The organism is Rhizobium esperanzae (assembly GCF_002204185.1).
Classification (GTDB): Bacteria; Pseudomonadota; Alphaproteobacteria; order Rhizobiales; family Rhizobiaceae; genus Rhizobium; species Rhizobium esperanzae.
In genome coordinates, this window is sequence record NZ_MXPU01000017.1 from 1 (window position 1) to 18,815 (window position 18,815).

The window sequence follows — 18,815 nt, forward strand, 5'->3', positions numbered from 1 at the left end:
GCGCACCAACTGCCGCTCGGAGCGGATGCCGAACAGGTAGCCGATGAACAACGCCTTGAACATCAAGGTTGGATCGAGCGGTGGTCGGCCGTTGTCGGCGCAATACAATCCCGCAACGCGGTCGTGGATGAAGGAGAAGTCAATCACCGCCTCGATCTTGCGAAGCAGGTGATCCTTTGGCACCAGACTATCGAGCGTCACCATCTCGAGAGCTGTCTGTTCAGGGCTGGGTTTCTTCAACATGTCCCAGTGAATCACAAACCCCCAGCTCTCGCCAGGGGTTTGTCAGCAATCTGACGGCGCGGCGAAAGCCGCGCCGTTTTCCTTGCAAGTCGCAATCTCACGGTTCTCATCACTGTCCGCTTCGTCTCGACTCGCGCCGATTCCATTGCTGCCTCGAAAAAGCTAAGCTTTTGAAAGCATGCCGGGGCGCGAGCCGTAATCCCGGCCGTCCATTGACAGCGGAGGCGCGACCATGGCCGATTATCGTCTGGAAACAAGCTGGCGCCCGGTCGAAAGCAGTTTCGGGCGCTTGACCTTCACCCTCTTCAATCTTTCGGCCGAGCCGCTTTCCGGTTTCTCGCTCGCCTATACGTCGGAAACGCGGCTTGCCGACAAACACGTCTGCGCTGGCGGCAGCCTGAAGCGACAAGTCGCACATCTCCATGAATTCCGGCCGCCCGACGGGCTGAGTGTGCCGCCGGGCGGCCACTGGCGGTTCACCGTCGAGGGGCTGACCCGAGAGCCGAAACATGTGACATCAGGGGTCAAATCGGCCTATCTGACACTTGGCGACGGGCGCCATGTTCCTGTCGGTTTCGGCGATCTCCTTCTCGAAGGCCGGGATGGCGGCATTGCGCCGCCGCTTCTGCCGCCCGGCCGGGTAGAGGAGCCCTATTCGCTGCTGCCCTGGCCGCTGGCGCTCGCGCTGAAGGCGGGAGAGCTACCGGTCGTTCTTTATCCGGCCGAGGGCGCACGACCTGAAGCGGTCAAAGCGTTGTCTCTGGTTCTTTCGCTTTACCAGCGGCTCTATCCGGCTGAAAATCTGTTGTTCTCGCTCTGCGCCGTAAAGGGCGGGCGCGCTATTCGTTTCGTCACCGAATCATCGATCGCTGCGCTCGCCTATGAAATACGATTTACCGCGCATGAGGTCGTGCTTTCCAGCGCGGATGCGACGGGTCGGCACTATGGCCTGATCAGTCTGGCGCAAATCATGCACGGCGCGCGTGCCAATCGGGAGAGTTTCAGATTTCCTAATTTCGGCACGATCGCTGACCAGCCTCGTTATGACTGGCGCGGCTGCCATCTCGATGTGGCCAGGCAGTTCTACCCGGTGGCTGATGTTATGCGGCTGATCGATATCCTCGCCTGGAACAAGCTCAATATTTTCCATTGGCACCTGACCGACGACGAAGCCTGGCGGCTGGAGATCAAGGCCTATCCTCAGCTTACGGAAATCGGGGCGCGGCGTGGCCCGGACGAGGTGCTCGCGCCGCAGCTTGGTGACGGGGCGGAACCGCGCTCCGGCCATTACACGCAGGAGGATGTCAGGCGAATCGTCGCCCATGCCGCCTCTCTGCATATCGAGGTGGTGCCGGAAATCGATGTTCCAGGCCATAGCACCGCGACGCTGTTGTCGCTGCCCGCGCTCGTCGACGGGCAGGAGGCGCCGGACAGCTATCGCGCCGTGCAGGGTTATGCCAACAATGCCCTCAACCCGGCGATCGAATTCACCTATGAATTTCTCAGCAACGTGTTCGACGAGATGGTCACGATGTTCCCCGGTGAATATATTCATATCGGCGGCGACGAGGTGGCAAGCGGCGCCTGGCTTTCGTCGCCGCTTTGCAAGGCATTGATGCAGCGGGAGAAAATTGCCGGCACGGCCGAGCTGCAGTCCTATTTCCTGAAACGGATCAAAACCATGTTGTCGGCGCACGGCAAGAAGATCGCCGGCTGGAACGAAGTCTCGCATGGTGGCGGCGTCGACCGCGACGGCACTTTGCTGATGGCCTGGGAGAAGCCCGCTGTCGGCATCGCGCTGGCGCAGCAAGGTTACGATGTGGTGATGACGCCGGGCCAGGCCTATTATCTCGACATGGCGCAGGCGGAAGCCTGGGACGAGCCAGGCGCGAGCTGGGCGGGCCACGCACCGCCGGAATATACCTATGCTTACGAGGCCGAAGGCGAGTTGTCGAAGCGCTACGGGACAGAGTGCGTGGGGTTCAGGCTTGCATCTGGACCGAAAATTTCCTTTCTCGCGCCTACTTCAATCGGCTGGTCTTCCCGCGCCTTCCTGCAGTCGCCGAAGCCGCATGGACCCCATTGGAACGCAAAGACTGGAACCGGTTCGCAGCGATCGTGCGGATGTGGCCGGTGCTTTAGGATGCAGCGGCATCGGCTTTCAGTCCCAGTAGCGCTGCGCCGATCAGGCCCGGTTCGATGCGGCATTCGCTCGGCACCACCAGCGGCCGGTCGAACTCGCGCAGGGTGCGGCCACGCACCGCCTGGTCGAGCTTGACCAGCAGCGGCGCGACATTGGAAAGCCCGCCGCCGACGGGCACGATGGTGGCGCCTGTTATGTTGACCGTCAGGGCGAGCGGCGAGGCGACGAGATCGACATAGACGTCGATGGTGCGCATCGCCTTCTTCTCGCCGCGCCGCCACTGATCGATGATCTCTTCGCTCGCAAGGCCGAGATCATGCAGCGTCTTGTGCAGGCGCTCCAGCCCGCGGGCGCCGCCGACGGTGTCGACACAGCCTTTCTGTCCGCAGCCGCAGGCATAGGCGGGAATGGCGACGGGCGGATTGCCGGCCGCCGATGCGATGATCGGGCCATGACCCCATTCGCCGGCAAAACCTCCGGCCTCGTTGACGAGGCGCCCATCGGCGACCAGGCCGCCACCGACGCCGGTGCCGAGGATGGCGCCGAAGACGATACGATGGCCGCGGCCGGCGCCGAGACCGGCTTCAGCCATGGCGAAACAGTCAGCGTCATTGGCGATCAAAACAGGCAGAGCAAGTTCGGCTTCGAGGTCGGCTGCGAGCGTGCGGCCGTGAATGCAGGGAATGTTGGCGCAGGTCAGCCGCTGGGTATCGGGATCGACGACGCCGGCGATCGACAGAGCCACGCGGCTCGGCTGTTCGCCGATTTCGGCGATGATGTCGCGCAGGGTCTCGACGAAAGCGGCAAAATCATCCTTCGGCGTCGGCCGGCGGCCGAGGGGGACGATGTCTGTCTCGGAGCGGGCGATGCCGCCCTTGATGGCGGAGCCGCCGATGTCGAATGAAATAATCATTGCCTGCCTGCCGTTTCTCTGGCTTTCAGCGTCTGCTCGCACTGTTGGCCAAGAATTACAAGCCTTGATGCATCTGCCTGCCATGGGCTGGCGGCGCAAAGGAGCGATGGTCGAACGCAAATAGCCGCCGACAGGCCTTCTCATTGATTTCCTGTCCCTTAAGTCATTCAATTGGCATATTGCGCGGCCAAACTCGGACCCTGCATTTCCATCATCTACCGGTATCATGAGCATCGAAAACGCCGATTCCAACAGACGCAGAAGACCCCGTCCGCCACGTCCCAAAGGCCGCCGCCTCTCAGCGGTCCTGCGGCAGCTGGCAGGCGACCGAAGCCGGGAGTGGATTTCGATCGGCGATCTGTTCGAGACGATGGGTGACAGGGCGATCAGTGCTCTGATGCTGATCTTCGCGCTGCCGAACGCCTTTCCCACCCCGCCCGGCACCTCGGCCGTGCTCGGCGCGCCGCTGGTTTTTCTGGCGGTGCAATTGACCTTCGGGCTGAAACCATGGCTGCCGAAGGCGATCGCAAACCGCTCGATGCGGCGGGAAGACTTCGAGACCATCGTCGGCCGCATCCACCGCTGGCTCGCCTGGGCGGAGCGCATGCTGAAGCCGCGGCTTGCGATCTTCGCCGAGCCGCCGGCGGAATATTTCGCCGGCCTTGCCTGTCTTCTGCTTTCGATCGTGTTGGTTCTGCCGGTTCCGCTCGGCAACATCCTGCCGGCGATCACCATCTCGGTCTTCGCTTTCGGCATTATGGGGCGTGACGGGCTCTTCGCCCTCATCGGCTTTATCATGACGACCGTGTCGCTCGTCATTGCCGGCAGTGTGATTTACGGTCTCGCCAAGGCGTCGATTTATTTCGTCATGCAATGGTTCGCCTGAGCGGTGGCGTCAACAGGCTCGACATTTTCGGGAATTTTGTTTTGATCTGGCGCATAGAGACTCACATCAAGCCGGCGGCGACAAGCCGGCTCATTTTGCGCGGTAAGCAGTAGATGGCAAAAAGATCAGAGACCCCTGCACGGCTCGACGATGCAGCCCGTGCCGGCTGGCTTTATTACGTCGCCGGACGCACGCAGGATGAAATCGCCGCCGCGATGGGCATTTCACGGCAATCGGCGCAGCGGCTGGTGTCGCTTGCGGTCGCCGAGCGTCTGATCAAAGTGCGGCTCGACCATCCGATCGCTGCCTGCCTCGAGCTTGCCAACCAGCTGCGGCGAAAATTCGGGCTGAAACATGTGGAGGTGGTGCCGAGCGATGCGGGTTCCTCGTCGACCACCGTCGGCATCGCGGAGGCGGGTGCGGCCGAGATCGAGCGCTGGCTGAAGCGGCCGGAACCGATCGTGCTGGCGGTCGGCACCGGCCGCACGCTGAAGGCGGCGGTCGATCAGCTTCCGGCGATCGAATGTCCCAATCACCGGATCGTCTCGTTGACCGGCAATATCGCGCCGGACGGTTCGGCCGCCTATTACAACGTCATCTTCAGCATGGCGGATGCGGTCAAGGCGCGGCACTATCCGATGCCGCTGCCGGTGCTCGTCACCTCGGCCGAAGAACGGGAGCTGCTGCATGGCCAGCAACTGGTGCGCTCGACGCTCGACATGAGCGCGCAGGCAGATGTCACCTTCGTCGGCATCGGCGAGCTCGGCATCGACGGGCCCCTCTGCGTCGACGGATTCCTCGAGAAGGACGAAATGATGGAGCTTATGCGTGGGGGCGCCGTCGGTGAAATCTGCGGCTGGATCTTCGATGTCGACGGCAAGCTGCTCGACAACCCGATCAACGAGCGCGTCGCCTCGGCGCCGATCCCGTCCCGCGAGGCATCGATGGTCATCGGGCTCGCCAAAGGCAAACGCAAATTCAAGGCGATCAGAGCCGCCGTCGTCGGCCATCAAATAAACGCGCTGATCACCGACGAAGAGACGGCCGAATTTTTGCTCAAAAGCTGAGCAAAAAATATTGCAATTAAATCAAAGAGAAGACTGTGGTCTTCGGCATCGCAGCAACGATTGCCGATTGACTTTCTTTATGGAGTGATGAGTAATTGCTCATGAGCAAAGCGAATGCTCACATCTCGTCTTCTGGGAGGAAGATATGACATTGAGAACTTTTCTGCTGGGCGCCTGCTCAGCACTGGCGTTTGCCGGCATGGCTTCGGCCGAAACGCTGACAATCGCGACCGTCAACAACGGCGACATGATCCGGATGCAGAAGCTGACGGATGATTTCAAGGCGAAGAATCCCGGCATCGACCTCGAATGGGTCACCCTCGAAGAGAACGTGCTGCGCCAGAAGGTCACGACCGACATCGCGACCAAGGGCGGCCAGTACGACGTTCTGACGATCGGTACCTATGAAGTTCCGATCTGGGCAAAGCAGGGCTGGCTGCTGCCGCTCGACAATCTCGGTGCCAATTATGACGTCGACGACCTGCTGCCGGCGATCCGCAGCGGCCTGACCGTGGACGGCAAGCTTTATGCGGCGCCATTCTACGGCGAAAGCTCGATGGTGATGTACCGCAAGGACCTGTTCGACGCCGCCGGGCTAAAGATGCCCGACGCCCCGACCTGGGATTTCATCGCGGACGCAGCCCGCAAGGTTACCAACAAGGACAAGGAAATCTACGGCATCTGCCTGCGTGGAAAGGCCGGCTGGGGCGAGAACATGGCGTTCTTGACGGCCATGTCTAATTCCTTCGGCGCGCGCTGGTTCGACGAGAAGTGGAAGCCGCAGTTCGATCAGCCTGAGTGGAAGGACACGTTGGACTTCTACGTCAAGCTGATGAAGGATGCCGGCCCTCCGGGCGCCTCCTCCAACGGCTTCAACGAGAACCTGGCGCTCTTCCAGACCGGCAAGTGCGGCATGTGGATCGACGCAACGGTTGCCGCTTCCTTCGTCGCCGATCCGAAGCAGTCGCAGGTCGCCGATAAGGTCGGCTTTGCGCTCGCCCCGGACAAGGGCCTCGGCAAGCGCGGCAACTGGCTCTGGGCCTGGAGCCTCGCCGTCCCGGCAGGCTCGCAGAAGGTCGAAGCTGCCGAGAAGTTCGTCGCCTGGGCCACGAGCAAGGAATACACCAATCTCGTCGCCGAGAAGGAAGGCTGGCTGAACGCACCTCCGGGCACCCGCAAGTCGCTCTATGCGAATGCGGACTACCAGAAGGCGGCTTCGTTCGCCAAGATGACGCTCGACTCGATCAACTCGGCCGATCCGACCAAGCCGACCGTCAAGCCGGTCCCCTATGTCGGCGTCCAGTTCGTGGCGATCCCGGAATTCCAGGGCATCGGCACGGCGGTGGGCCAGCAGTTCTCGGCAGCCCTTGCCGGCCAGATTTCGGTCGACCAGGCGTTGAAGAGCGCACAGCAACTGGCAACCCGGGAAATGACCAAAGCGGGCTACATTAAATAAAACCTCCTGAGAAGAGGCGGATCCTTGACAATCCGCCCCTCTGGGCCGCCGATTGCCCGAACCGCATCGGCGGCCTCTTTTCCAGATTAAAGCTGCCTTGCGGCCGCTCCCTGCATCAGATCAGATCGGTGATTGCCATGGCAACAACACATACTCGCTCCGCGGCGCGCCTGATGATTGCGCCCTCCGTGCTGTTCCTCTTTGCGTGGATGATCGTCCCGCTCGCGATGACGATCTATTTCTCGCTGCTGAACTACAATCTGCTCAGCCCCGGCATGGAGAGCTTTGTCGGCCTGCTGAACTACGAATATTTCCTGTCCGATCCGGCCTTCATCGCCGCGCTGATCAATACGCTGCTGCTTGTTGCCGGCGTTCTTGTCGTCACCGTCGTCGGCGGCATCGCCTTTGCACTGCTGCTCGACCAGCCGATGTACGGCCAGGGCATCGTGCGCATCCTTGTCATCGCGCCGTTCTTCGTCATGCCGACAGTGGCTGCACTCGTCTGGAAGAACATGTTCATGAACCCGGTCAACGGCCTGTTTGCGCATCTTGCGAAGGCGCTGGGCCTGCAGCCGATCGACTGGCTGGCGAACGCGCCGCTGGTTTCCGTCATCCTCATCGTCGCCTGGCAATGGCTGCCCTTCGCCACCCTTATCCTGTTGACGGCGCTGCAGTCGCTGGACGAGGAGCAGAAGGAGGCGGCTGAAATGGACGGCGCCGGCGCGATCTCGAAATTCATTTACATCATCCTGCCGCACATGGCGCGCGCCATCACCGTGGTGATCCTGATCCAGACGATCTTCCTGCTTTCGGTCTTCGCCGAAATCCTTGTCACCACCAATGGCGGACCCGGCACCGACAGCACCAACCTCACCTATCTCGTCTATGCGCAGGCGCTCTTGCAGTTCGATATCGGCGGCGCTTCGGCGGGCGGCATCGTCGCGGTCGTGCTTGCCAATATCGTCGCGATCTTCCTCGTGCGCCTCGTCGGCAAGAATCTGGAGGCTTGAGATGGCCAGAAAAGTCACAACGCAGCACAAGGTCATCGTCACCGCGATTGCCTGGACGCTCGGCATCCTGATCTTCTTCCCGATCCTGTGGACCTTCCTGACGAGCTTCAAGTCGGAAGCCGACGCCATCGCCTCGCCGCCGCAGTTCCTGTTCTTCCACTGGACGACGGAGAACTACGCCGAGGTGCAGAGCCGGTCGAACTATCTCAGTCACTTCATGAACTCGGTGATCATATCCTTCGGCTCGACGCTGATCGGCCTGATTATCGCGATCCCGGCCGCCTGGGCGATGGCGTTTTCGCCGACCAAGCGGACCAAGGACGTGCTGATGTGGATGCTCTCGACCAAGATGATGCCGCCTGTGGGCGCGCTGATCCCGATCTATCTGATGTTCCGCAATTCGGGCCTGCTCGACACACGTATCGGGCTGGTGATCGTGCTGACGCTGATCAATCTGCCGATCATCGTCTGGATGCTCTACACCTATTTCAAGGAAATCCCTGGCGAGATCCTCGAGGCGGCCCGCATGGACGGGGCGTCGCTGATGAAGGAGATCGTCTACGTGCTGACGCCGATGGCGGTGCCCGGCATCGCCTCGACACTGCTTCTCAACATCATCCTTGCCTGGAACGAGGCTTTCTGGACGCTCAACCTCACCGCCTCCAAGGCGGCGCCGCTGACCGCCTTCATCGCCTCCTATTCCAGCCCGGAAGGCCTGTTCTACGCCAAGCTCTCGGCGGCATCGACGATGGCGATCGCGCCGATCCTGATCCTTGGCTGGTTCAGCCAGAAACAACTCGTCCGCGGCCTGACCTTCGGCGCAGTGAAATAAGAAAAGGGAGACAAACATGGGCAGCATTACCCTTCAGAAGGTTTCCAAGGTCTTCGGCGAAGCCAAGGTCATCCCCTCGATCGATCTCGACATCAGGGACGGCGAATTCGTCGTCTTCGTCGGTCCATCCGGCTGCGGCAAGTCCACGCTGCTGAGGTTGATCGCCGGTCTCGAGGACGTCTCCGGCGGCAAGATCGTCATCGACGGCAGGGACGCCACCGAAAAGGCGCCGTCGGAGCGCGGCCTTGCCATGGTGTTCCAGTCCTACGCGCTCTACCCGCATATGAGCGTGCGCAACAACATCGCCTTTCCGCTGAAGATGGCGGGCGTCGACAAGGCGGAGATCGACCGCAAGGTGGCGGATGCCGCCCGCGTACTCAATCTTACCGACTATTTGGAGCGCAAGCCGCGCCAGCTTTCCGGCGGTCAGCGCCAGCGCGTCGCCATCGGCCGCGCCATCGTGCGCCAGCCTTCGGCCTTCCTCTTCGACGAACCGTTGTCGAACCTCGATGCGGCGCTGCGCGTCAACATGCGCCTCGAAATCAGCGAACTGCATCAGCAGCTGAAGACGACGATGATCTACGTCACCCACGACCAGGTCGAGGCCATGACCATGGCCGACAAGATCGTCGTCTTGAACAGGGGCAATATCGAGCAGGTCGGCTCGCCGCTCGAGCTTTACAGCCGCCCGCGCAACCTTTTCGTCGCCGGCTTCATCGGTTCGCCGAAGATGAATTTCATCAAGGGCCAGAACGCGGCCGAGCTCGGCGCGCATACGATCGGCATCCGCCCAGAACATATCCTGCTGTCGATGGAGAGTGGCGACTGGAAGGGCAGGGTCGTGGTCGCCGAACATCTCGGCTCCGACACCTTCCTGCATATCGATGTCGAGGGGATCGGCATGCTGACGGCGCGCGGCAGCGGCGATTTTGCCGCCAAGGCGGGCGATACCGTCTACCTGACGCCGGACCGTTCGCGCATTCACAAATTCAACGAGGGCGGCCTTGCGATCTGAGCAGGCGGCCGGCTGGGGGCAGGCATGCGAGCCGGGCGATGGCGCCCGGCCGTCTCGGCAAGACCTTCAAGAGGACTGAAACATGACGTGCAAATTATCGCTGGCAACGCTTTCGGACGCGGCGCGCACTGCCGCAATCCCTTCCTATGACAGGGCGTCGCTGAAAGCCGGCATCGTGCACTTCGGCGTCGGCAACTTCCACCGCGCGCATCAGGCGATCTATCTCGACGATCTCTTCAATCAGGGCGCCGATCACGACTGGGCAATTATCGGTGCCGGCGTTCTGCCATCGGATGCCGCCATGCGCGAGAAGCTTGCGGCGCAGGATTTCCTGACGACGGTGGTGGAGCAGGACAACAACAAGACGGCGGCGCGGGTCACCGCCCCGATGATCGACATTCTGCCGGTCGGCAATCCCGCCGCCGTCATCGCCAGGCTTGCCGATCCCGAGATCCGCATCGTCTCGCTGACCATCACCGAGGGCGGTTATTTCATCGATGCCTCAGGCACGTTCAATCCGGCCCATCCTGCTATCGCCGCCGATGGACAAAATCCCGGTGCGCCGAAGACGGTCTTCGGTCTGATCGTTGCCGGCCTGAAGGCGCGCAAGAACAAGGGCATCGGACCCTTCACCGTGATGTCCTGCGATAACATTCCCCATAACGGCGTCGTCACCGCCAATGCCGTGATCGGCACGGCAGCCCTTTCGGATGCCGCCCTTGCCGACTGGATCAGGGCTAACGTCGCCTTTCCCAACGCGATGGTCGACCGTATTACGCCGGCGACCGGCCAGCGGGAGATCGATTTCCTCAGGGACAATTTCGGTATTGAGGACAACTGGCCGGTTTATTGCGAAGAATTCAAGCAGTGGGTGCTCGAAGACAAGTTCACGGCCGGCCGCCCGGCCTTGGAAAAGGTCGGCGTAACCTTTGTTCCGGATGTCACGCCCTACGAGCATATGAAGATCCGCATCCTCAACGGCGGGCATGCCGCGATCGCTTATCCGGCGGCGCTGATGGACATTCATTTCGTGCATGATGCGATGGAAGATCCGCTGATCCGAGCTTTCCTGGCCAAGCTCGAGAAGGACGAGATCATCCCGATCGTGCCGCCGGTGCCGAATACGTCGCTGCCGGATTATTTTGCCCTCATCGAGCATCGGCTTCTCAATCCGAAGATCGCCGACACCATCCCGCGTCTGGCGCAGGACGGCTCGAACCGCCAGCCGAAATTCATCCTGCCGTCGACGCTCGACAATCTGCGCCAGGGCAGGGATGTCATCGGCCTGGCGCTGGTCTCGGCGCTCTGGTGCCGTTATTTCGCCGGCAAGACCGACAGCGGCAAGGATATCGTCTTCAACGACGCCAGCGCCGAGCGCCTGCACGCGGCGGCGCTGGAGGCAAAGGACGATCCGTCGGCCTTCCTCGTCTTCGATGATATTTTCGGCGAGGTGGCGAAATCGGACCTTTTCCGAAAACGTTTCGCTCGTGCTCTTAAAACCTTGTGGGAAAAGGGCACGCGGGAAACGCTGCAGCTCTATCTCGACGGCAAGCTCGCAGTGTAAGGGAATGCGGGTGGCGGCATCGGCCGGCCATCCAATCACGTCTTGCGGACGAAGCGGGACAATCATGCGTCCGAATTGAAGTCAGGTTGGGTCTTTCATGGCTGATGCTGAACCACGGCTGGTCATTTTCGATTGCGACGGCGTGCTCGTCGACAGCGAACCGATCTCGATCAGCGTACTCGTCCGGGCAATGAGCGATCTCGGCGTTTCGATCACCGAAGACCAGGCCTATGAGCGTTTTCTCGGCCGCAGCCTGGCAACCCTCATCGATACGCTCGAAATCGAGTTCAATATTCACGCCGGCGAGGAATTCCTCGAGCGCATCCGCACCGATCTCTACGCGCGGTTCCGCACCGAGCTGAAGCCGATAGACGGCATCGCGGCGACGATAGACGGGCTCGGCATTCCCTGTTGTGTCGCTTCTTCAAGCCAGATGGAGCGAATCCGGCTGTCGCTTTCTGTCACCGGACTTCTCGACAAACTGCCCGACATCTTCAGCGCGACAATGGTCAAGCGCGGCAAACCGGCCCCCGATCTCTTCCTCCACGCGGCGCGGCAGATGCATGTCGAGCCCGGATCCTGCGTTGTCATCGAGGACAGTCCGGCCGGCATTGCCGCCGCCAAGGCGGCGGGCATGACGGTCTTTGCCTTCACCGGCGGATCGCATGCGAATTTCGCTGGATACCGCGCCGAACTCGACCGACTTTCGCCTGATGTGGTGTTTGACGCCATGCCGGATTTGATACACCTTGTCCGCAACCATAAGCTGGACGGGACTGCGATTTGATGCGTGATCATGTGGTTGCGGTGGATGTCGGCACCGGCAGTGCGCGCGCCGGCGTCTTCGATGGCAGCGGCCGTCTGCTGGCCAAGGCCGAACATCCGATCGTCATGAACCGGCCGCGTGAAAACCACGCCGAGCACGATTCCGAAGACATCTGGTCGGCCGCCTGCACCGCGGCGCGCAGGGCGATGGAGCAATCCGGTATCGCTGCCGCCTCGGTCGGAGCAATCGGCTTCGATGCGACTTGCTCGCTCGTCGTCCGCGACGTCGAGGGCCGGCAGATCAGTGTGTCCACAACAGGCGAGCGGCGTTTCGACACCATCGTGTGGCTCGATCATCGGGCGCTTAAGGAAGCCGACTTCTGCACGGCGACGGAGCACAGGGTGCTCGAACATTCCGGCCGCGTCATGTCGCCGGAAATGGAAATGCCGAAGCTGATGTGGCTGAAGAAGAAGCTGCCGGCGACGTGGGAAAAGGCGGGCTATTTCTTCGATCTCGCCGATTTCATGACCTGGAAATCAACTGGGTCGACTGCTCGTTCTCGTTGCACGCTGACGGCAAAATGGAACTATCTCGCCCATCTCGAAAAGGGATGGCAGAAGGATTTCCTGCAGCGGATCGGGCTCGACGATCTTCAGGCCCGCGGCGGGCTGCCGGACGAGACTGTGCCGGTCGGCGGCAGTATAGGCCGGCTGACGGCTGATGCGGCCGAGGCGCTGGGGCTGACAACGGAGTGCCATGTCTCCGCGGGAATGATCGACGCCTATGCCGGGGCACTCGGGGCGCTCGGCGGTTATGCCGCCGATCCTGTAGCACGTGAGCGCCAGCTGGCACTGATCGCCGGCACGTCGAGCTGCATCGTCGCCTTCTCGCAGGAGTGCAAGCCGAGCCACGGAATGTGGGGACCTTATTACGAGGTTGTCTTCCCGCGGTCCTGGCTGGTGGAGGCCGGGCAATCTGCGACCGGTGCGCTGCTCGACCATATCGTGCGCATGCATGCGGCCGGCGGTGAGCCGACGGCGGCGCTGCACCAGAAGATCGTCGCGCGCATCGCCGAATTGCGGGCAGAGGAGGGCGATGTTTTCGGCGAGCGCATTTTTGTGCTGCCGGATTTTCACGGCAATCGCTCGCCGCTTGCCGATCCGCATGCCGTCGGTGTGATCAGCGGGCTGACGCTCGACACCTCCTTCGACGGGCTCTGCGCACTCTATTGGCGGTCGGCGGTGGCGATCGCTCTCGGCATCCGCCATATCCTGGAGACGATGACGGAATATGGCTACGTGCCCGATACGCTGCATATCGCCGGCGGACACGTCAAGAACCCGGTGCTGATGGAACTCTATAGCGACGCCACCGGCTGCAAGGTCGTGGTGCCGAAGATGAACGAGGCGGTGTTGCTCGGCACGGCGATTGCGGCATCCGTGGCTTGCGGCCTGCACGAGGATCTGGCGGCAGCCGGCGAGGCGATGTATCCGGGCGGCGACGAACGGCTTCCCGACAAGGCGAAACAGGCGCTTTACGACCGCGACTATCGCCGTCTTCTGGCCATGCATCGGCACCGTGCCGAACTGGAAGCGATGTTCTGAAAGCTCACATCTAGTGGTTTGCGGTTTCACCGAGCACGGTCGCAAATTCCAGCATGCGGCGGCGGCGGAGGGCTGCCTCCTCTCCGACTTCGAGAATGACGGATTCGGACAGGCAATCGAGCAGCGCGATCAGCGGCGGAAGGTTGTCGAGATCGGGAGCGCGTGCCGGCGGCAAGGACAGCATGACGTTTGACTGATCCGCCATCCAGTCTGCTTGCTGAGGCGAAATCAGCACGACCTTGTAGCCGTAGCGCCGGGCGGTTCTGGCAAGCAGCCGTGCCTTGGCGAAACGGCGGCAGTCGATGATGACGAGCAAAGCGTCGTCGACGGCCTGCCGGGCGAAGAGTTCGGCAAAACGATTGTCGGTGGCATCGAGCGTGCGAACACCATCACGGGCTTGCGTCAGCCGCTGGCAGAAATGATTGGCAAGGCTTGCGAGCCGCGCATGCGTGGCGATCGATACTTCGCGGGCCGTGCTGATCAGGCGGACGGCTTCGGCCCAAAGCGGCTGCGCCGTCAGATGATAGATATGATGCAGGGCCTGGATCTGCTCGGCAACCAGCACGGCAAGCGGCTTGCCCTCCGCGGCGTCCGCGTGGAGTTCGCTCATGGCGCTCTGCAGCTGCGCCGGCGATGTGGTCACGGTCTCGCGAATTTCCACCTTGACGCTGTCCAAACCCTGGTAGCCGAGCGCGCGCAGGAAGCGCCCGACGGTCATCGGCGAGAGATCCAGCCTGTCGGCGACAGATGCTGCCGTCTCAAACGGCAGGTCGTTCAGGTGCTCGGAGAAATATTTCGCAATGCGACGCTCGGCCGGTGTGCCGCTTTTTACGTATTGCCTGAGTTTGTGCACAAAGTCTTCCACATCAGCCTCCCCGTATTTCCTCAGAGGCGTTCCGTGGATGCGCTAACGCGCCCCTTTGTCTTTGCAACTATTTTCGGAAGCTGCTTCTCAGGCTCGTATTTCTGCGTCTGATAATATTATATTCGTTCTAATATTGCGACAAGTTTCTATTAAAGCCTGCAATTTTATTCTCTCTTGTCGGTAGCATTCGCCTTTCCTACATCTTCTGCGTAACCGGAGACGCTGAAGAAATGATTCTTGATGCCGCACGCCTTTCGCTCGCCAATCTGTTCGCGCCGGAGACACGCTCGGTCTTCTGGAAAGTGCTCGGCCTGACGCTTCTCGTGCTCGTCGGCCTCTGGTTCGCGCTACGCGGGGCCTTCATGGCCTTTCTCTTTCCCTGGCTCACCAGCTTCTTTCCCGATATGCCGGATTGGGCCGGATGGTTTGCTCTGATCTTCGCAATCCTGGCCGGGATCGGCCTTGCGCTCGTGCTGGCGCTGCTGCTTTCTCCGGTCACGGCGCTGATAGCAGGCCTTTTCCTCGACGATGTCGCCGACGTTATCGAAAAACGTGACTATCCCGCCGACGCGCCGGGCGCCGCCATGCCGATCCGCCCGGCGATGGCGAGCTCGATCAAATTCCTCGGAGTGGTGATCCTTGGCAATATCGTGGCGTTGTTGCTGCTGTTCATTCCCGGCGTCAATCTGGTCGCTTTCTTTCTGGTGAACGGCTACCTGCTCGGGCGGGAATTCTTCGAATTCGCCGCCATGCGCTTCCGTCCGCCTCATGAGGCACGGCTCTTCCGCACCAAACATGCGCCGACGGTCTTTCTCGGCGGGTTGGTGATCGCCCTTTTTCTGGCCATCCCTGTGGTCAACCTGCTGACGCCCCTCTTTGCGGCGGGCATGATGGTGCATCTGCACAAGCTGATTTCGGCAAAGGACGCCGGTTTCCGCGCCTGAGGCCCGGGCAGCTAAGGCTTGATGTCTCGTACATTAGCGCGAACTTGGCGCGCTGTGGGATCGGCGTGATGATGTCGATCGAGGCGGGCGCGGAGCGGCGCAGTTACGAGCAGGCGATCACTGTTCTACTCGACAGCCTCGCCGATCACCTGCGGTGGCAGCTCGACGAGCGGGGCCGGCACGTCCGAGCTCTTCTCCGGCGATTTGCAAATATCGGCGATGATGCAGCGCTCGCATTCGGGGCGGCGTGCCTTGCAGGTGTAGCGCCCGTGCAGGATCAGCCAGTGATGAGCATGGTAGAGGTAGTGTTTCGGTACCACTTTCATCAGGCGCGCTTCGACCTCATCAGCCGTCTTGCCGGGAGCAAGCCTGATGCGATTGGCGATCCGGAAGATGTGGGTGTCGACGGCCATGGTGGCCTGGCCAAAGGCCATGGACAGCACCACATTGGCAGTCTTGCGGCCGACGCCGGGCAGGCGAACCAGTTCCTCGCGCGTTTCCGGCACCTTGCCGGCGAAGTCGTCGACCAGCATTTGCGAGAGCGCGATGACGTTTTTCGCCTTGTTGCGGTAAAGGCCGATCGTCTTGATGTAATCGCGAAGCTTGTCCTCGCCGAGATCGAGCATTTTCTGCGGCGTATCAGCCACCTTGAAGAGCGCCCGCGTCGCCTTGTTGACACCGGCATCGGTGGCCTGGGCGGAGAGAGCTACCGCCACGACAAGGGTGAAAGGGTTGGTGTGCTCCAGCTCGCCCCGCGGCTCCGGCCGCTGCACCGAAAAGCGACGGAAGATTTCCTCGCGTTCAGCCGGCGAATAGGCGGTCTTGATCGCCGCCGCCGGTTTGCGGCGGGGGATCACATTCGTGGCTTGCGGCAGGGATTTGAGTTTCGGATTCGCCATAGAAACTCTATACTCAGCGGTCATGACGGAAAGCAACGCCAACAGCTCCAATGAGCAGCCTGTTTTCGCCGCCGAGCTCTTCCCACATCGGTCGCTCGGCCGCCGGGGCTTCAAGGTGCTGCTCATTCTGTCCGGCGCCGTCTGCTTCCTTTATGGGATGTTCTTCATCGCCACCGGCGCCTGGCCGATTGGCTTCTTCTTCGGATTGGATTTCGCGCTTCTCTACGGCGCCTTCTGGCTGAATTACCGCTCCGGACGGGTGCACGAACAGGTCACCGTGTCGCGTACGGACGTATCGGTGCGCAAGTTTGCCCCATCGGGGCGGATGGTGGAGCATCATTTCAACCCGTTCTGGGCGCGGTTCCTCGTCCGAAGGCACCAGGAGATCGGGATCCTCTCCATGCATATTTTCGGCGAGGGCCGGCGCACGGATATCGGCTCCTTCCTCAATCCTGACGACCGCGAAAGTTTCGCCAAGGCCTTCAAGGGCGCGCTCGCCACCGTCAAGCAGCGTATCTGAGCCTATCAGGCGAGCGCGCAAGAATCGGGTGGTTTAGCCCGGGCCTATTGATTATCTCCTTGTTACAAGGAGAAAGACCATGGATATGATCGCGAACCAGCAGACCGACATCACGCCTGACGGCCCTGATTACGATATCGTCCGTCGGGTCATCGAACTCATCACCGAAGATTATCGCGACCAGCCGTCGCTGGAGGCGATCGCCGCTAGGCTCAACCAGTCGCCGACGCAGCTGCAGAAGACCTTCACCCGCTGGGCTGGCCTCTCGCCGAAAGGTTTCCTTCAGGCGGTGACGCTCGACCACGCCAAGCGGCTGCTGCGCAAGGAAGACATGCCGTTGCTCGAGACGTCGATCGAAGTCGGCCTCTCCGGGCCGAGCCGCCTGCACGACCTTTTCGTGACCCATGAGGCGATGTCACCCGGCGAATGGAAGGCAAAAGGCGGCGGCCTCACCATCCGCTACGGCTTTCACATCTGCCCCTTCGGCGTGGCGCTGATCATGGTGACCGATCGCGGTCTTGCCGGCCTTGCCTTCAGCGATTCCGGCGGTGAACGGGCTTGCCTCGAGGACATGACCTGCCGCTGGCCGAATGCCGAATACATCGAAGACCTGCAGGCGACGATGCCCTATGCCGCCCGCATCTTCCAACCCGGAAAATGGTCGTCCGAGCAGCCGCTCCGCGTCGTGCTGATCGGCACGGACTTTCAGGTGCGTGTCTGGCAGAGCCTCATGAAGATACCGTTCGGCAAGGCGGTCACCTATTCCGACATCGCCAATGATATCGGCCGGCCGACGGCGCAGCGCGCCGTGGGCGCTGCGGTCGGGGCAAATCCGATCTCCTTCGTGGTGCCTTGCCACCGGGCGCTTGGCAAGAACGGTGCGCTGACGGGCTACCACTGGGGCCTCACCCGCAAACGGGCGATGCTCGGCTGGGAATCGGCGCATGCGTAAGGCATGCCGTGCAAAAAGCACGGCATGAGGCACGACAAGCCAATCTGAAAGATCACGGCGCGCTTCAGGCCTGTTCGGCCAGATCAAGCAATGCTTGCGCGGCACCTTCATCGGTGATCAGGGTGTTGCAGCCGATGCGCTTGATCGTGGCGCGGATGGCGGTGGCCCGGTGGGCGCCGCCGGAGGAAAGCACGATGTGCTTGGCCTCTTTCAACATATCGAGGTCGACGGACATCACGCGCCGGTTGATCGAGTGATCGACCGAATTGCCGTCCTTGTCGAGGAAGTTGAACATGGTGTCGCAGACGCAGCCGGCATTGATCAGTTCCTGCAGCTCGGCCTTTGATATCCAGCCTTCCGATAGAGAGGTCGAGTGCGGCCCGATATCACCGCAGCTGACGATCGCGAGATCGAGGTTCTCGGCGAGACGGTAGATCGTGTCGAGCCCGCATTTGTCGATCAGGTTGCGTTTGGTTTCGATGGAATCGACGAGAAGCGGCGCCAGGAACATGTAGCATTCGGCGCCGAGCTGATTTGCCAGCCGCCAGGTGTAATCGATCGGATTCGTCTGGTGCACGGCAACGATACCGCCGAGCAGCGAGACGACCTTACAATTGGCGCGGCGTGGCGGCCGGAAGCTTGCCAGCGAAGCGGTCATGGTGCGGCCCCAGCCGACACCGATCGTATAGTCGTCGGGAATGGCTTCGGAGAGGAACTGGCCAAGCGCCAGACCGACGTTTTTTGCCAGCGAATCGACATCGCAATGAACCGGCGCAGGCACGACGATCGCCTCGTCGAGGCCATAGGCCCGCTCCAGCTTGACCGAAAGCTCGACGCAATCGCCGATCGAATCGTTGATCCAGATCTGGACTTCGCTGCGTTTCATCGACTCGTCGAGCAGGCGGATCACCGTCGTCCGGCTGATGCCGAGCTGTTCGGCGACGTCTTTCTGGGTCAGGCCTTCATTGTAATAGAGCCATGCGGCCCTCAGCCGCAGCGAGGATGCCTCGGAATAGGCGGTATGGGTGCCGCGTTTGAGCTTGACCACGTCTCCTCCCGCAGGATTTCGCCTAAATCCCTGGTGGGACGAAAGGCTGCGCCTGTGCGCTTGTCGCCGGGATAATGACGGGTGTGAC

The 18,815-nt window shown here is 61.4% G+C and carries 17 protein-coding genes and 2 pseudogenes; 14 read left to right on the forward strand and 5 right to left on the reverse strand.

Translation table 11 applies throughout. From position 1 onward, the window contains the following. Window positions 1–243, reverse strand: a 243-nt coding sequence (locus B5E41_RS22715) for a transposase (protein WP_176439322.1), incomplete at its 3' end; no start/stop codon positions are given. Window positions 244–475: 232 nt separating this feature from the next. On the opposite strand from B5E41_RS22715, the pseudogene B5E41_RS22720 reads away from it, so the two are divergent. Further along, window positions 476–2,385: pseudogene (locus tag B5E41_RS22720) on the forward strand (beta-N-acetylhexosaminidase). On the opposite strand, the gene B5E41_RS22725 reads toward B5E41_RS22720, so the two are convergent. Next, complete coding sequence (locus B5E41_RS22725; RefSeq protein ID WP_088396157.1) at window positions 2,382–3,299, reverse strand: ROK family protein; 918 nt, start codon at window positions 3,297–3,299, stop codon at window positions 2,382–2,384. The pseudogene B5E41_RS22720 and the gene B5E41_RS22725 overlap by 4 nt on opposite strands. Window positions 3,300–3,606: 307 nt before the next feature. On the opposite strand from B5E41_RS22725, the gene B5E41_RS22730 reads away from it, so the two are divergent. The 9 genes from B5E41_RS22730 to B5E41_RS22770 all read left to right on the forward strand — a co-directional run bounded on the left by B5E41_RS22730 (window position 3,607) and on the right by B5E41_RS22770 (window position 13,499). Then, window positions 3,607–4,185: an exopolysaccharide biosynthesis protein gene (locus B5E41_RS22730; protein WP_170965855.1), complete on the forward strand. Its 579-nt coding sequence runs from the start codon at window positions 3,607–3,609 to the stop codon at window positions 4,183–4,185. Window positions 4,186–4,298: 113 nt separating this feature from the next. Beyond that, window positions 4,299–5,252: a sugar-binding transcriptional regulator gene (locus B5E41_RS22735; RefSeq protein WP_064805109.1), complete on the forward strand. Its 954-nt coding sequence runs from the start codon at window positions 4,299–4,301 to the stop codon at window positions 5,250–5,252. Between the two features lie 145 nt (window positions 5,253–5,397). Next, window positions 5,398–6,708 (forward strand): ABC transporter substrate-binding protein, encoded by a 1,311-nt coding sequence (locus tag B5E41_RS22740; RefSeq protein WP_011426894.1) that lies wholly within the window; start codon window positions 5,398–5,400, stop codon window positions 6,706–6,708. 137 nt (window positions 6,709–6,845) lie between these two features. Next, complete coding sequence (locus tag B5E41_RS22745; RefSeq protein WP_020922334.1) at window positions 6,846–7,718, forward strand: carbohydrate ABC transporter permease; 873 nt, start codon at window positions 6,846–6,848, stop codon at window positions 7,716–7,718. Between the two features lies 1 nt (window position 7,719). Beyond that, window positions 7,720–8,550: a carbohydrate ABC transporter permease gene (locus B5E41_RS22750; protein WP_004668736.1), complete on the forward strand. Its 831-nt coding sequence runs from the start codon at window positions 7,720–7,722 to the stop codon at window positions 8,548–8,550. A 16-nt stretch (window positions 8,551–8,566) separates the two neighbouring features. Further along, window positions 8,567–9,565, forward strand: a complete 999-nt coding sequence (locus tag B5E41_RS22755; protein WP_011426892.1) for an ABC transporter ATP-binding protein — start codon at window positions 8,567–8,569, stop codon at window positions 9,563–9,565. 82 nt (window positions 9,566–9,647) lie between these two features. Continuing rightward, the gene (locus tag B5E41_RS22760; protein ID WP_088396158.1) at window positions 9,648–11,129 is read left to right on the forward strand and encodes a mannitol dehydrogenase family protein; all 1,482 of its coding nucleotides are present in this window, start codon (window positions 9,648–9,650) and stop codon (window positions 11,127–11,129) included. 97 nt (window positions 11,130–11,226) lie between these two features. Beyond that, window positions 11,227–11,916 (forward strand): HAD family hydrolase, encoded by a 690-nt coding sequence (locus B5E41_RS22765; protein ID WP_088396159.1) that lies wholly within the window; start codon window positions 11,227–11,229, stop codon window positions 11,914–11,916. After that, entirely contained in the window at window positions 11,916–13,499 is a 1,584-nt protein-coding gene (locus B5E41_RS22770) for an FGGY-family carbohydrate kinase (RefSeq protein WP_088396160.1), read from the forward strand. Before B5E41_RS22765 ends, B5E41_RS22770 begins: the two co-directional genes overlap by 1 nt. 10 nt (window positions 13,500–13,509) lie before the next feature. Here B5E41_RS22770 and B5E41_RS22775 read toward each other — a convergent pair whose 3' ends face one another. Then, window positions 13,510–14,364 carry a MurR/RpiR family transcriptional regulator gene (locus B5E41_RS22775; RefSeq protein ID WP_011426888.1) on the reverse strand — a complete coding sequence of 285 codons (855 nt, stop codon included), beginning with the start codon at window positions 14,362–14,364 and terminating at the stop codon, window positions 13,510–13,512. 230 nt (window positions 14,365–14,594) lie between these two features. On the opposite strand from B5E41_RS22775, the gene B5E41_RS22780 reads away from it, so the two are divergent. Together B5E41_RS22780 and B5E41_RS32795 are read left to right on the forward strand one after the other, a co-directional pair. Further along, a complete protein-coding gene (locus tag B5E41_RS22780; protein ID WP_088396161.1) occupies window positions 14,595–15,308 on the forward strand; it encodes a sulfate transporter family protein in 714 nt (237 codons plus the stop codon). A 26-nt stretch (window positions 15,309–15,334) separates the two neighbouring features. Beyond that, window positions 15,335–15,463 (forward strand): annotated as a pseudogene (locus B5E41_RS32795) (TetR/AcrR family transcriptional regulator); the annotation flags it as partial. Here B5E41_RS32795 and nth read toward each other — a convergent pair. After that, window positions 15,434–16,231 carry an endonuclease III gene (nth, locus tag B5E41_RS22785; RefSeq protein WP_176439466.1) on the reverse strand — a complete coding sequence of 266 codons (798 nt, stop codon included), beginning with the start codon at window positions 16,229–16,231 and terminating at the stop codon, window positions 15,434–15,436. The pseudogene B5E41_RS32795 and the gene nth sit on opposite strands and share 30 nt — an antisense overlap. Between nth and B5E41_RS22790 the strand changes: the two genes are divergently transcribed. Further along, a complete protein-coding gene (locus B5E41_RS22790) occupies window positions 16,230–16,727 on the forward strand; it encodes a DUF2244 domain-containing protein (protein ID WP_088396163.1) in 498 nt (165 codons plus the stop codon). The genes nth and B5E41_RS22790 overlap by 2 nt on opposite strands. Before the next feature lie 79 nt (window positions 16,728–16,806). Further along, window positions 16,807–17,679: a methylated-DNA--[protein]-cysteine S-methyltransferase gene (locus B5E41_RS22795; protein WP_088396164.1), complete on the forward strand. Its 873-nt coding sequence runs from the start codon at window positions 16,807–16,809 to the stop codon at window positions 17,677–17,679. A gap of 64 nt (window positions 17,680–17,743) precedes the next feature. On the opposite strand, the gene B5E41_RS22800 is transcribed toward B5E41_RS22795, so the two are convergent. Then, window positions 17,744–18,727, reverse strand: a complete 984-nt coding sequence (locus B5E41_RS22800) for a sugar-binding transcriptional regulator (RefSeq protein ID WP_088396165.1) — start codon at window positions 18,725–18,727, stop codon at window positions 17,744–17,746. Window positions 18,728–18,815 lie beyond the last annotated feature (88 nt).